This is a genomic window from Streptomyces siamensis, assembly GCF_039543605.1.
Taxonomy (GTDB): Bacteria; Actinomycetota; Actinomycetes; order Streptomycetales; family Streptomycetaceae; genus Streptomyces; species Streptomyces siamensis.
Genome location: NZ_BAABKB010000002.1, coordinates 1,169,515 through 1,182,626 on the forward strand (window position 1 = coordinate 1,169,515; position 13,112 = coordinate 1,182,626).

The window sequence follows — 13,112 nt, forward strand, 5'->3', positions numbered from 1 at the left end:
CACAGGGGGGAACACGCATGATGCGCAACGGCCGTCATGTCACCATGCTCACCGAAGGCACCTATCCACATGTCCACGGCGGTGTCAGCACGTGGTGCGACCAACTCGTCAAGGGCATGCCCGAGGTCGACTTCCACATCGTCTCGCTCACCGGCAGCGGCCGCGAACCCGTGACCTGGGAGCTGCCGCCCAACATCTACCGGCACACCTCCGTCCCGACCTGGGGCCCGCGGCCGGGGCGGGCGCGGGCGCCACGCGGCCGGTCCCGGCGCCGTTTCACCGAGGCCTACGAGCGTCTCCTGCTCGCCTTCCTCGACCCGGACACGTCCGAGGACTTCGGCGCGGCACTGTACGAACTGGCCGAACTCGCCCGCGCGGGAGGCCTGTCGGCGGCCCTGCGCACCGAGGACGCGCTGCGCTCGCTCATGTGGATCTGGACACTGCCGCACCTGCCGACGGCCGAGGCCCGGCCCACCGTCCACGACGCGCTGACCGCGACGGACCTGCTGGAACACGCGCTGCGCCCGCTCGGCGTCCGCATTCCCGAGGACTGTGTGGCACACGCCGTCAGCAGCGGTCTCGCCACCCTGCCCGCGCTGGCCGCGCACCACCTCGACGGGGTTCCGTTCCTGCTCACCGAGCACGGCATCTATCTGCGCGAGCGCTACCTCGGCCACCGCGGCGACGAACAGCGCTGGCCCGTCAAGGCGTTCATGCTCGCCTTCTACCGCGAGCTGAACTCGCTGGGCTACCGGGCCGCCGACCTGATCACCCCGTGCAACCAGTACAACCGGCGCTGGGAGGAGCGCGGCGGCGCCGACTCCGACCGGATCCGCACGGTCTACAACGGCGTCGACCCGCACGCCTTCCCGCACGCCGGACCCGAACCCGACGTCCCCACCCTCACCTGGTGCGGCCGGGTCGACCCCATCAAGGACCTGGAGACCCTGCTGCGGGCGTACGCCATGGTGCGCGCCGAGCTCCCCGAGACCCGGCTCAGACTGTTCGGCCCGGTGCCGCCCGGCGGGGAGGCCTACCGCACCCGCCTGGAGAAGCTGGCGGCCGAGCTCGGCGTGACGGACGGGCTGACCTTCGAGGGCCGCATCAGCGAGGTGTGGCGCGCGTACGCGGCGGGTCACGTCGTGATGCTCTCCTCCATCTCCGAGGGCTTCCCCTTCTCGATCATCGAGGCGATGTCCTGCGGCCGTACGACGGTGTCCACGGACGTCGGCGGAGTGCGCGAGGCGGTCGGCGACACCGGTCTCGTGGTCCCGCCGCGCGAACCCGAGAAGATGGCCGCGGCGGCCCTCACCCTGCTGTGCGACGACGAACGGCGCCGGGAGCTGGGCGAGTTGTCCCGCAGCCGGGTGATCGACCGGTTCACGCTGCGCCGCTCCGTGGACGCCTTCCGGACGATCTACCAGGAGCTCGCCGGGCAGCCCGAGGTGTACGAGCCCGCCGTCGAGACCGTCGTCGACTGGACCGTCGAACTGCGCGACCCCTGGTACCAGGCCGTCGCCACGGACGGGACCGGCTGGTGAGCGAATCGCTGCGGGTGCCGCCCGGCACCCACGAGGAGACCCTGTCCCAGGTGCCCCGGCAGCGCCGCTCGCCGAGCTGGGCGGGGCCCGACCCGGTCGAGGAACTCGCCGAACGGCTGGAGGAGTTCATCGCGTCCGCCGTGCACCCGGACGAGGTGGCCGCACTGCTCGAGTCCGACGGCATGTCGGACGGCCGGATCCGTGAGCACTACGGCGTGGAGAACTCCTTCGCCCTCGCCGAGCAGTTGTACGCTCGGGTCGACCGCCACTACCCGGAGCCGGCCGCTCCCGTCCGCGACCCGTGGGCTGTCGGCCTGCTCGGCTGTCTGCTGCGGGGCGTGGTGTTCGCCCTCCCGGCACTCGCGTACGTCCTCGGGGCGCCTCTTCTGGCCGGCCCGAAGGACGCGTTCGGGCTCCCCGCCGGGACTGTCCCGCTGCTCGCCGGCGCACTGTGCGGCTGGACGTGGAACCAGGGACTGGCCCACCGGGCGTACTCCTGGCTGGGCCTCGGCGACCGGTCCGCCGCCCGCCGCAGTCTCCTCCTCGGCGCGCCGGCGGGTGCGCTGCTCGGCGCCCTGGTCGCCGTGGCGGTGGCGGGTACCGCCCATCCGGCCGCGGCGGTCTTCGCCACCGGGCAGTCCTGCTATCTGGGCGCGGCCACCGTCCTGCTGGTGACGGGCCGCGAACGCGCCCTGCTGATCGCCCTGCTGCCGATGACGGCGGGCGCGCTCCTGGACCTGGCGCACCCGGTGCCGGGGCCTGTCGGAACCCTTCTGCTGCTGGGCTCCCTGGCCGCAGTGGTGGCCCTGGCGCTGCGCGAAGTCGCGCCCGCCGTCAAGGAGTCGGGCGGCGGCACATGGATGGCGGGCCTCGTCGCGCTGCTGCCCTCCGGCGCGTTCGGCGCGGCGCCGCGCCGAACGCGCACCGCGGCACCCGGGCTCGCCGGCTCCGTGCCGTACGCCCTGTTCGGCCTGGGCAGCGGGGTCCTCGTGCTGTACGCGGCGCTCGCGGACGTCCTGGCGGGCGGGCGCAGCGCGGTGGCGGCACCCGCCGCCGTGGCGCTCACCCTCAGCATGGGGCCCGCCGAATGGCTGCTGCACCGCTTCCGCAGCGGGAGCCTCGCGGGACTGCGCTCCAGCAGCACCCCGAGGGCGTTCCGGCGCAGCACGGCACGCACGGTCGCCGTGTGCCTCGCGGGCTACCTGGCCGTGCTGCTCGGCCTCGCCCTCGCCGTCTCCTCCGTGTGGCCGCACGGTCCGGGCCTCGGCGGGGTACGCCTGGTCGCACTGCTCCTGCTGGGGGTGGTCCTCTGGACGGGGCTGCTGCTCCAGTCGTTCGGCGCCGTCGTCGGTGCGGCGTCGGTCTGCTGCGCGGCGGCGCTCGCCCAGACGGCCGGGCTCGTCACGCACCCGGGCGACCCGCACTGGGTGGCGGCGGCCGTGTACGGCGCGGCGGCCGCGGCACAGGCCGGGCTCGTCTGCAGACTGCTGGGAAGGGCGACCGCACACCGATGAACACCCAGGGCACCCTGCTGGTGCCGTAGTACGAGCACCCCCGCGTCCGCCCCGCCGCGTGGGAGGCGCTTCTCGCCGCCGCACCCCGCCTGCACGGCGTCGTTCTGAACCCGGCCGGCGGCCCCGGCGAGCACCCCGACGGGGCCTTCGCCGAGATCGCCGGGCGACTGCGCGGGGCCGGCGTCCGGGTGCTCGGGTACGTCGACACGGCCTACGGCCGCAGACCGCGCGCCGAGGTCGTGCACGAACTGTCCCGGCACCGCGCCCGGTACCGGGCCGACGGCGCGTTCCTCGACCGGGCCGCCGCGTCCGACGCCGAGTTCGGCCACTACCGGCGGCTCGCCACGGACGCCCGGGAGCTGGGCTGCGGCACCCTCGTCCTCCATCACGGCACGGCTCCGCACCCCGCGTACGGCGGCATCGCCGACGTGCTCGTCACCTTCGAGGGCGGGTGGGACACCTATCGCGGTGGCCCGTTGCCGCCGTGGACGGGAACCGGCGCGCGGGTGTGCCACCTCGTCCACGGGGCGCCCGCGGGCACCGACGTGGCGGCGTGCGCCCGGGACAGGGGCGCCGCACTGCACTGCGCGGTCCCCGGGACCGGTGCCCACCCGTGGGGCACCCTGCCGTACGGCCTGGAGCCCGCCCCGTCGTCCGCCGACGGATGACCGGGGCCCCTTCCGGCCCTGCCGCTCAGTAGTAGGTGGGGGCGGGCGGCGGCGCGGGGACGGCGGCGGGCGTGCCGAGCCCCAGACCCGTGACCGCCGTCCCGGCCACGCGGTCGGCCAGGGACCGGCCGGCCGGCGCCAGCACGGGCAGCGCGTTGAGGAGGAAGACGACGACGGCGACGGCCCACACCAGCACCGAGAGCATGAACTCGCCCTCGACCAGCAGGACACAGGCCAGCGCGTACACGGCGACGTCGGCCGTCGTCGTCACGGCGGCCCGCAGCGCCGCCCGGCGCGCCCGGCTCGGCGCCACCTTGAGTCCGAGCAGCGCCTTGCCGAGCGTCCGTCCGGTCAGGGCGAGCGCCGCCCACTGATAGAGGAAGGTGGCGATCACCAGCAGTCCGAAGGCCTGTTCCACGTCCCGGACCACCTTGCGCCACAGGGACAGCCCGAAGCCCTCGGAGGCGTCGAGGACGTCGCCGCGCGAGGTGAGGATGTCCCAGCCGCCCCGCGTCGCCAGGTCCGGCACGTCCGTCACGAGTGCCGAGATCCGGTGGAAGGTGAGCACGGCCAGCGCGGACGCCGCCGCGAGCACCAGCGCGAAGTCGATGAACCAGGCCATGAAACGCCGAGTCTTCGGCACAGACGTCCCCCGATCACGATCCGTGTCTGTTCGGCGGCTCAGACTAGTGGGGGCGACGGGACGCAAGAGCCGTTCTCCGGGGTTCGTTCCACCGTGGTGACAGTGGTGACGGAACGGCGATCCGAGCAGTGCGGGAGGGACCGGCCGGGGTGCGGTGTCAGCCCAGCGACACGACGACGAGCGCGGTCGTCGCCGCCGTCTCGGCGAGGCCGCCGAACACGTCACCGGTGATGCCGCCGAAGCGGCGCGTGCAGTGCCGCAGCAGCAGTTCGGCCGTCGCGCAGGCGGCGGCCACCGCCACCGCGGCGCGCACCGGGTCGTACGTCCCCAGCAGCGTGCCCGCGCCCGCCGCCGCGGCGACGACCGCCGCCGTCACGAGCAGGGCGCCGCGCACCGGCACGGTGCCCGCGACCGCCGCTCCCAGACCCTCGGGACGGGCCGGCGGCACGCCCGTGCGGGCGGCCAGCGTGAGCGCGAGCCGGGCCGAAACCGCGGAGACGACCGCCGCGAGGACGCCCCGGGCCCACGAGGCGTCGTAGGCCTGGAAGAGCGCGGCCACCTGGGCGAGCAGCACGAACAGCAGGGTGATCACGCCGAAGGGGCCGATGTCCGACTGCTTCATGATCCGCAGCGCGTCCTCGGCGGGTTTGCCGCTGCCGAGCCCGTCCGCGGTGTCGGCGAGGCCGTCGAGGTGCAGGCCGCGGGTCAGCGCGGCCGGTACGGCGGCACTCGCCACGGCGGCGAGCAGCGGCCCCGCGCCCATGGCGAGCAGCGCCACGCCGAGCAGGGCGGCAGCCGCCCCGACCACCAGACCGGCCAGGGGCGCGCACAGCATTCCGCCCCGGGCGGCGGCACGGTCCCAGCGGGTCACCGTCACGGGGAGCACGGTGAGCGTGCCGAAGGCGAAGCGGAGGCCGTCGGAGAGCGAGGACTTGGGCGCGGTCGTGGACACCGGCGCAGAGTACCCGGGCGCTCCGCCGGCGAAGGAGGCGGCCGCGGACCTCGCGCACGGTCCCCGGGGCAGGCCCGGGATCCCGGCCGGAAAAGCACGCCGGCCGAGGCGGTCGTCGCGCACAAGTGCCGCCATACGCCAGTAAAGTGCGCATATGGGTCATTGGTTGTACCGGAACTTCGTCGAGCCGGGGAAGCTGCCCCTGCTGCTGGCGCTGACCTCGTTCGTCCTGACCTTCGTGATCACCCGTGTCATCGTCCGGCTCATCCGCGCCGGCAAGGGTCCCTTCCGCAACGTCCAGTCCGGGAACCTGCACATCCACCACGTGGTGCCGGGCGTCGTGCTGACGGTGATCGGCGGCTTCGGCGCGGTGGCCAGCAGCCGGTACGGGTTCGGCGCCTGCGCCTGCGCCGTGGTGTTCGGGATCGGCGCGGGCCTGGTGCTCGACGAGTTCGCACTGATCCTGCACCTCCACGACGTCTACTGGACCGAGGAGGGCCGCAAGAGCGTCGAGGTCGTGGTGGTCACGGCCGCCCTTGTCGGCCTCGTGCTCAGCGGGTTCTCGCCGTTCGGCGTCAACGACCTCACCGACCAGGAACTCCAGGACCGCGGCAGCGTCATCGCCACCGTCGCCGTGAACTTCCTCTTCGCCCTGCTCGCCCTCAGCAAGGGCAAGGCCCGCACCGCGATCTTCGGCGTGGTCGTCCCGTTCGTCGCCCTGGTCGGGGCGGTCCGGCTGGCCCGCCCCGGTTCACCGTGGGCCAAGCGCTTCTACCGCAGACGGCCGCACGCCCGTGCCAGATCGAGCCTGCGCGCCTACCACCACGACCGCCGCTGGCTCGGTCCGAGCCGCAGGCTTCAGGACTGGATCGGCGGCAAACCCGATCCCGACGCCGAACCCGCCCGTTCCCTGCCCGGCCGCCACTGACGCACCTCGCAGACCCCGCACACGACCAGCACCGCGACGATGGCCGCGAGGTGTTCCCTTCCGGCCAGGTTCTCCTTGAGCAGTACCTCGACCACCATCGCCCCGCTCACCACCGTCGCCGTCGCGTACGCCCGGTAGCGCCAGCCGAGGAACACGGCCAGGCCCACCACCGCCGCCGACGGCCCGGCGTCGACGACCCGGGCGTCCGCACCGGGCAGCCCCAGCGCACTCTGCGGACCCAGCGCGATGGCCACCCGCGCGTAGAGCGTCCCGGCCAGTGTGGCGAGGTACGCGACGGCCGGCGTGCGCCACCGGCCCAGACAGATCTCGGCGACCCCGAACACCAGCAGGATCTGTACGAGCGCACCCCACACCGGCAGGTCCAGCGCCGGGACGAAGAGGGACAGCGGGGTGCGCAGCAGGGCGAGCCACAGCGGGTCCTCGGCCCGCACGGCACCGACGTTCTGCACGAACCGGTAGCCCCAGGACCGGTTCTGGGCGAACTGGAAGGCCGCCGTCAGGCAGACCGCCGCCATCGTCAGCGGAGCCGCCCGCCACTGCCTCGCCGCGAGGGCCCGGCGCACGGTGTCGTACAGCGCCCCCCATTCCGCACGGGCCCAGCGGGCGGGCCGGCTCATCCGGCAGCCCCCGCGCCATCGCTCACATCGCCCCCCGCCGGTGCGACTCCAGGTGTTGGCGGTGGAGCCACTTCGGCAGCCCCGGCGCCTCCAGGAACCCCTCGGCACGCGCGGACGCGACACCGATGCGCAGCAGGTCCGCGCTCTTCTCGAAGAGCAGGAACCTCGGCTCCCAGATGGGCCGGTACTTCGCGTTGGCGCGGTACAGCGACTCGATCTGCCACCAGCGGGAGAAGAAGCTGAGCAGCGAGCGCCACAGCCGCAGCACCGGTCCCGCGCCCAGCCGTGCGCCGCGCTCGAAGACGGACCGGAACATGGCGAAGTTGAGCGAGACCTGAGTGATCCCGATCTCCCGGGCACGTCGCAGGAGTTCGATCACCATGAACTCCATCAGCCCGTTCTCGGACTCGCGGTCGCGTCGCATCAGATCGAGCGAGAGTCCGTACGGGCCCCACGGCACGAAGGACAGCACCGCCCGCAACTCGCCCTCGGCGTCCCTGCATTCGAGCATCACGCAGCGTCCGTCGTCCGGGTCGCCGAGCCGGCCGAGCGCCATGCTGAAACCGCGCTCGGTCGCCCCGTCCCGCCAGTCGTCGGCGCGCCGCAGGAGGTGGGCCATCTCGTCGGCGGGAACGTCCTCGTGGCGCCGGATGCGGACCTGGTAGCCGGCCCGCTTCACCCGGTTGTAGGCCTGCCGCACGGTCCGCATGGCGCGGCCTTCCAGGGTGAACTCGGCGGTCTCCACGATGGCTTCGTCGCCGAGCTCCAGCGCGTCGAGGCCGTGCCGCGAGTAGATCGTGCCGGCCTCCTCGCTCGCCCCCATCACCGCCGGGATCCAACCGTGCGCGCGGGCCTCGGCGAGCCAGGGCTCGATGGCACCGGGCCACGCCTCGGGATCGCCGAGCGGATCCCCCGAGGCCAGCGAGACGCCGCCCACCACGCGGTACGCCACCGCCGCCTTGCCGGTCGGCGACCACACCACGCTCTTCTCCCGGCGCAGCGCGAAGTAGCCCAGGGAGTCCCGGTCGCCGTTCCGGTCGAGCAGCGCGCGCAGCCGCTTCTCGTCGTCCTCGGTGATCGGGTCGACCGCGCGGCGCGAGCGGAAGGCCGCGTAGAGAACGGCGAGGAGCAGCAGCGTGCTGAGCACGTTGATGGTGACGTTGACCCAGTTGGGGATCGCGATGCCGGGGTAGTGGGAGTCGTCGGCGGCGACCGACACCAGGCGCAGCGTGCCGTAGCGCCAGCGGTCCAGGAACGTCGAACGGTACGCGTCGTGCGCCTGGTTGGTGACCGTGACCAGCAGCGTGGCCAGCAGCGACGCCGCCAGCAGCCCGCCCACCGCGACGGCCGCGGCCAGCTTGGGGTTCGACCGGTCGCCCTTGGCGTAGAACTCCCGGCGGCCGACGACGAGCGAGCCCACGAAGGCCGCGGTCAGGGTGAGCGAGACCCAGTTCTGCGCGTACCGGCGGATCTCCGGGAACGCCATCGCGACGGCGAACAGCAGCAGGAATAGGCCGCCGAGCACGAGGTTGAGGATCCACGCGGCCCGCTTGCGCCGGCGCATCGTGATGGCCAGGAACATCGTGAACACACCGGACGCGAAACCCGCCGTCAGCAGGTACGGCGTGAAGAAGTTCTCGGTGTTGTGGCGCCGTACGTCCTGTCCGAGCGACACCCACGCGGCGCTCAGGAAGTTGATGAACGTGACGGCGCGCAGATACCAGACGGCGAAGGCGGCGGCCCGCCGCGAGGCGGGCGCGGACCGCCGGTCCCCGTCGGCCTGGCGGGCCGACGCCCGCTCCTGCACGGCGGCAATTCGGGCATCTCCCATGAAGGGTGATGATATGGGCTGAGGTCGTGCGTGCGAGGGAGTGAGGTGTCGGGTGGTTCCCCCCACTCCCAGTGGGAGTGAATCCCACAACTTTTCCCGCCCGCGGAGCCCGAGCCCGTCCCATACCCGGGCTCCGCTCCTCAACCGCCGGAGGGGCTGATGTCAGCCCGTCCGGCGCTTGAGGACGAGGCCGTCCAGGCCGATGCGGGGGTGCGGGGGCGGCAGCCCCCGGACAAGGGGCGGGCAGGGGCGGCGGGGCGAAAGAAGGCCTGACCTGCAACGGCGCGAGACCCGCCCCGCCGGAACCCAGGCAACCCGCCCCGCCGGAACCGTCTACTCGGGAAGCTCCGCCTCCGACTCGGCGCCCGGCGCCTCCGAGGCCGGAAGCTCCGGCTCCGGCTCCGGCGCCTCCGGCAGCTCCGCCGACAGCGCAGCCGCCGCCTGCACCAGAGGAAGGGCCAGCAGCGCGCCCGCGCCCTCACCCACGATCACCCCGTGGTCGAGGAGCGGTTCGAGAGCCATCCGGTCCAGCGCCTTCGCCTGGGCCGGCTCGCCGCTGTTCTGCCCGGCCAGCCACCAGTCCGGCGCCCGGAAGGCGACCCGCTGCGCGACGAGGGCGCACGCGGCCGACACGACCCCGTCGAGGATCACGGGCATCTTGCGCACCGCGCTCTGCAGCAGGAACCCGGTCATCGCCGCGAGATCGGCGCCCCCGACCGTCGCGAGGAGCTGCAACTGGTCTCCGAGCACGGGCCGGGCCCGCCGCAGGGAGTCCCGCACGGCCGCGCACTTGCGCATCCACGCGAGGTCGTCGATGGCCTGACCGCCCCGCCCGGTCACGACGGACGCGTCGGTCCCGCACAGCGCGGCGACGAGCACGGCCGCTGCCGTGGTCCCGCCGACGCTGATGTCACCGAGGACCACCAGGTCGGTACCGGAGTCCGCCTCCTCGTCGGCGACGGCGACGCCCGCGCGGAACGCCGTCTCCGCCTCCTCCAGGGTGATCGCGTCCTCGACGTCGATCCGCCCGGAGCCCCGCCGCACCCGGTGCCGTACGACCTCGTCGGGCAGTCCGTCCGGGTCGCAGTCCAGCGACATGTCGACGACGCGCAGCGGCACGCCGAGCCGCCGGGCCAGCACGGCCGCCGGGGTGGCGCCCTCCAGGACGGCCCGCACCAGCCGGTCGGCGGTGCCCGCGGGCCGCGCCGACACGTGCAGCGCGGCGATTCCGTGGTCGCCCGCGAACAGCACCACGCGCGGCTGCTCGATCGGCCGCACCGGTACCGCGGACTGTGCCGCCGCCAGCCACTCACCCAGGTCGTCGAGGCGGCCCAGTGCTCCGGGCGGCACGATCTGGCGTTCCCGGCGCGCCTCGGCGTCACGCCGCACTCCGCCGTCGGGGCGCTCGATCAGATCGGTGAAGTCGTCGAGATTAAGCGAGCTCATTCGCCGAACAGTACCGGCACCGGTCGAACACGGCTGCGCCACGTCGTTGCGCCACGGAGTGCCACACGCTACGTACCTTTTGTATCGGATTGTCGTACACCTCGAATGCCCGGTCCGACCCGGTGCGCCGCCACCTCCCGCCCCCTCGCCCCCGCTGTCCCGCCGCCCCCGTCGTCCCGCCGCCCCAGGAGCGCCCATGCCCCGCACGCCGCAGTCGATCGCCGAGCGCCGCGCCGTCTACGCGGCCGAACTCGCCCGGGGCACCGACCGCTTCCACGAACCACGCCGCCAGGACTGCCCGTGGTGCGGTTCCCGGCGGCTGCGCACCCGGCTGCGGACGCCGGACCTCGTGCAGCGCAAGCCCGGCACGTTCGTCGTCGACGAGTGCGGGGACTGCGCCCACGCCTTCCAGAACCCCCGGCTCACGGCGGAGGGACTGGCCTTCTACCAGCGGGACTTCGAGGACGACGCCCAGGAGCCTCTCCTGCTGCGGCAGCTCGCCCTACGGGGCCGACGGGGCCGCCATCGGCTCGCAGCCCGCGCACTGCTGCCGCACGCCGAACCGGAGAGCTGGCTCGACGTCGGCACCGGGCACGGTCACTTCCCGGCCGCGGCCAAGGAGATCCACCCGTACACGGCCTTCGACGGGCTCGACCCCTCACGGCGCGTGGAGAAGGCGCGGGTGGCCGGCCGGGTGGAGGAGGCGCACCGCGGCCGGCTCACCGACCGCCGCGTCGCCGAGCGGCTGCGCGCCCGCTACGACGTCGTGAGCATGGTCCACCACCTGGAGCACACCGCCGACCCGCGCGCGGAACTGCGGGCCGCCATGACGGTCCTGCGGCCCGGCGGCCACCTGCTCGTCGAAGTGCCGGACCCCGAGAGCGCGTTCGGCACGCTGCTCGGCAAGTGGTGGGTGGCGCACGGCCAGCCGCGCCACCTCCACCTGATGCCCCTGCCCAACGTGATCGACGAACTGGAGACGCTGGACTGCGAGATCGTCGCCACGGACTCCCGTGAACCCCACGCCCCCCACGACCTCTCCGGCGCCCTCGCGCTGGCCCTCGGCCGCGCCCTGCCCGACCCGGACGCCCTGTGGCGTCCCGCTCCGCCGAGCCCGCTCCGGCACCGGCTGCACCGGGTGCTGACCAGGACGGCTGTCCCGGTGCTCGCCGTGTCGTCCGCCGTGGACCACGCCCTGGCCCCTGTCCTGCGCCGAACCCGCTTCTCCAACGCCTACCGCGTCATCGCCCGCAGACCGGACTGAGCCGCGGCCCGCGGTCAGCCGCGCAGCGTCAGGGACTGCCCCGCCACGACCAGCAGCACGTGCTCGCACTCACCGGCGAACGCCGCGTTCAGACGGCCGAGTTCGTCGCGGTAGCGGCGGCCGGACGCGGTGGCCGGGACGATGCCGGAGCCGACCTCGTTGGAGACCGCGACCAGGGTGCGCCGGGTGTGGCGGACCGCGTCGACGAGTTCCTCGACGCGGGCGCGCAGCTCACGTTCGCCGTCGTCGGCCCAGTCCGCGTCGTCCCAGGCGTTCACGGAGTCCATCGCGTCCGTCAGCCACAGCGACAGACAGTCGACGAGCAGCGGCGGGCCGTCCTCGGCGAGCAGGGGGACGAGATCGCAGGTCTCGGTGGTGCGCCAGGAGGCGGGGCGTCGGTCGCGGTGGACGCTGACCCGGGACGCCCACTCGACGTCCCCGTCGCGGGTGCCGCCCGTCGCGACGTACAGGACGTCGGGGAAGGACTCCAAACGCCGCTCGGCCTCGACGGACTTGCCGGAACGCGCGCCGCCGAGGACCAGAGTGCGGCGCGGCACGTCCGGTACGTCCTCGTAGACGCCCACGTCGAGGGTGGTGCCGTCCGGTACCGCCCGGGCGCCGGCCGCCGCGAGCCGGCGCCGCAGCTCGGGCCCCGGCGGCACGTCGTGGTCGAGATGCACGGCGATCACGTCCGTGGTCGGGCCGACCGCACCGGCCGCACGCAGCTTCGCCAGGGCGTCGGGGCGTCCGACGACATCGGCGAGCACCATGTCGTACACGTCGGTCTGTGCGTCCAGCCCGGCGGGTGCCGCGCCCGGCGGCAGGTACAGCAGCCGCTGTCCGTCCGGCCCGGTCACCGCGTACCCCGTGCCGGGCGCGTCCATCGCCACCGCCCGCACCCGGTGCCCGGTCAGCAGCGCCAACTCCCGCCCGTCGGGCACCCGGCCGGGCTGCGGCAGTCCGGCCGGCACCTCGACGGGGGGTCCGTCGTGCGGGTGCGAGAGCAGCACCTGCCGTACGCCGCCCAGTGAGCGCCCGGCGCGGGCGGCCGCGAACGCGGCGCCGGGTGTGAGGTCGAGAAGGAGGGTGCCGTCCACGAGCAGCGCGGTCGCCGCCCGCGCGTTCTCGCCGAGCGCGGTCGCGCAGGACGCGCAGGGACAGTCGGGGCGGGGCAGTCCCTCGGGGGCGCCGGTGCCGAGCAGAGTCAGTTCCACGACATTGATTTTTCCGTGTCCCCGCAGGTCCTGCGCGTCCGGCTAGGCTTCGGGCTGGAGCCGGATCTTGTCCGGCTTCCGCTGTGCAGTGTGCTCACATCTTGGAGGCGTACATGGCGGCATGGACGTGGCGGTTCGAGAAGTCCGACGGGACAGAGGTCCAACCCGCGGTGCAGCCCGAGGAGTTCACCACGCAGGGGGACGCCGAGTCCTGGATCGGTGAGGTGTGGAAGGACCTCGTGGAGGGTGGCGCCGACCAGGTGTTCCTCTTCGAGGACAGCACGCAGATCTACGGACCGATGAGTCTGCACGCCGATCCGGAGTAGGCCGGTCGGGGTTGCCGGGGCAGCACCCCGGCAACCCTCCCGGTCGGCGCGGCAGTCCCGTCCGCCCCAAGGCTCCCGCCCCGCGCCCGGGGCGCTCGAAGGCTCTCGCCCCCTCACAGCCGCCGGGCCCGCACGGGCCGACCGCAC

The 13,112-nt window shown here is 73.9% G+C and carries 12 protein-coding genes; 6 read left to right on the forward strand and 6 right to left on the reverse strand.

Annotation, left to right across the window (positions count from 1 at the left end):
* The first annotated feature begins 17 nt into the window (after positions 1-17).
* The 3 genes from pelF (at position 18) to ABEB03_RS07905 (ending at position 3,723) form a co-directional block, all read left to right on the forward strand.
* Positions 18-1,541, forward strand: coding sequence for a GT4 family glycosyltransferase PelF (gene pelF, locus ABEB03_RS07895; RefSeq protein ID WP_345643395.1), 1,524 nt, complete (start codon positions 18-20; stop codon positions 1,539-1,541).
* The gene (locus tag ABEB03_RS07900) at positions 1,538-3,055 is read left to right on the forward strand and encodes a hypothetical protein (protein WP_345643398.1); all 1,518 of its coding nucleotides are present in this window, start codon (positions 1,538-1,540) and stop codon (positions 3,053-3,055) included. Before pelF ends, ABEB03_RS07900 begins: the two co-directional genes overlap by 4 nt.
* Positions 3,056-3,144: 89 nt before the next feature.
* Positions 3,145-3,723, forward strand: coding sequence for a spherulation-specific family 4 protein (locus tag ABEB03_RS07905; protein ID WP_425589204.1), 579 nt, complete (start codon positions 3,145-3,147; stop codon positions 3,721-3,723).
* A gap of 25 nt (positions 3,724-3,748) precedes the next feature.
* Here the strand turns inward: ABEB03_RS07905 and ABEB03_RS07910 are convergent, their stop codons facing one another.
* Together ABEB03_RS07910 and ABEB03_RS07915 are read right to left on the reverse strand one after the other, a co-directional pair.
* Entirely contained in the window at positions 3,749-4,345 is a 597-nt protein-coding gene (locus ABEB03_RS07910) for an RDD family protein (RefSeq protein WP_345643401.1), read from the reverse strand.
* Positions 4,346-4,523: 178 nt separating this feature from the next.
* The gene (locus ABEB03_RS07915) at positions 4,524-5,318 is read right to left on the reverse strand and encodes an adenosylcobinamide-GDP ribazoletransferase (protein ID WP_345643404.1); all 795 of its coding nucleotides are present in this window, start codon (positions 5,316-5,318) and stop codon (positions 4,524-4,526) included.
* A 154-nt stretch (positions 5,319-5,472) separates the two neighbouring features.
* Here ABEB03_RS07915 and ABEB03_RS07920 point away from each other — a divergent pair, with 154 nt between their 5' ends.
* Entirely contained in the window at positions 5,473-6,246 is a 774-nt protein-coding gene (locus ABEB03_RS07920; protein ID WP_345643407.1) for a hypothetical protein, read from the forward strand.
* On the opposite strand, the gene ABEB03_RS07925 is transcribed toward ABEB03_RS07920, so the two are convergent.
* The 3 genes from ABEB03_RS07925 to cobT form a co-directional block, all read right to left on the reverse strand.
* Positions 6,177-6,884: a hypothetical protein gene (locus ABEB03_RS07925; protein WP_345643410.1), complete on the reverse strand. Its 708-nt coding sequence runs from the start codon at positions 6,882-6,884 to the stop codon at positions 6,177-6,179. The two genes, ABEB03_RS07920 and ABEB03_RS07925, sit on opposite strands and share 70 nt — an antisense overlap.
* A gap of 22 nt (positions 6,885-6,906) precedes the next feature.
* Positions 6,907-8,715, reverse strand: a complete 1,809-nt coding sequence (locus ABEB03_RS07930) for a phosphatidylglycerol lysyltransferase domain-containing protein (protein WP_345643413.1) — start codon at positions 8,713-8,715, stop codon at positions 6,907-6,909.
* A gap of 333 nt (positions 8,716-9,048) precedes the next feature.
* Positions 9,049-10,161 carry a nicotinate-nucleotide--dimethylbenzimidazole phosphoribosyltransferase gene (gene cobT, locus ABEB03_RS07935; RefSeq protein ID WP_345643416.1) on the reverse strand — a complete coding sequence of 371 codons (1,113 nt, stop codon included), beginning with the start codon at positions 10,159-10,161 and terminating at the stop codon, positions 9,049-9,051.
* Positions 10,162-10,357: 196 nt separating this feature from the next.
* On the opposite strand from cobT, the gene ABEB03_RS07940 reads away from it, so the two are divergent.
* Positions 10,358-11,425, forward strand: coding sequence for a class I SAM-dependent methyltransferase (locus tag ABEB03_RS07940; protein ID WP_345643419.1), 1,068 nt, complete (start codon positions 10,358-10,360; stop codon positions 11,423-11,425).
* Between the two features lie 14 nt (positions 11,426-11,439).
* On the opposite strand, the gene ABEB03_RS07945 is transcribed toward ABEB03_RS07940, so the two are convergent.
* Positions 11,440-12,639 (reverse strand): bifunctional adenosylcobinamide kinase/adenosylcobinamide-phosphate guanylyltransferase, encoded by a 1,200-nt coding sequence (locus ABEB03_RS07945; protein ID WP_345643422.1) that lies wholly within the window; start codon positions 12,637-12,639, stop codon positions 11,440-11,442.
* A 113-nt stretch (positions 12,640-12,752) separates the two neighbouring features.
* Here ABEB03_RS07945 and ABEB03_RS07950 point away from each other — a divergent pair, with 113 nt between their 5' ends.
* On the forward strand, positions 12,753-12,965 hold the full coding sequence (locus ABEB03_RS07950) for a hypothetical protein (protein WP_028805198.1): 213 nt from the start codon (positions 12,753-12,755) through the stop codon (positions 12,963-12,965).
* Positions 12,966-13,112 lie beyond the last annotated feature (147 nt).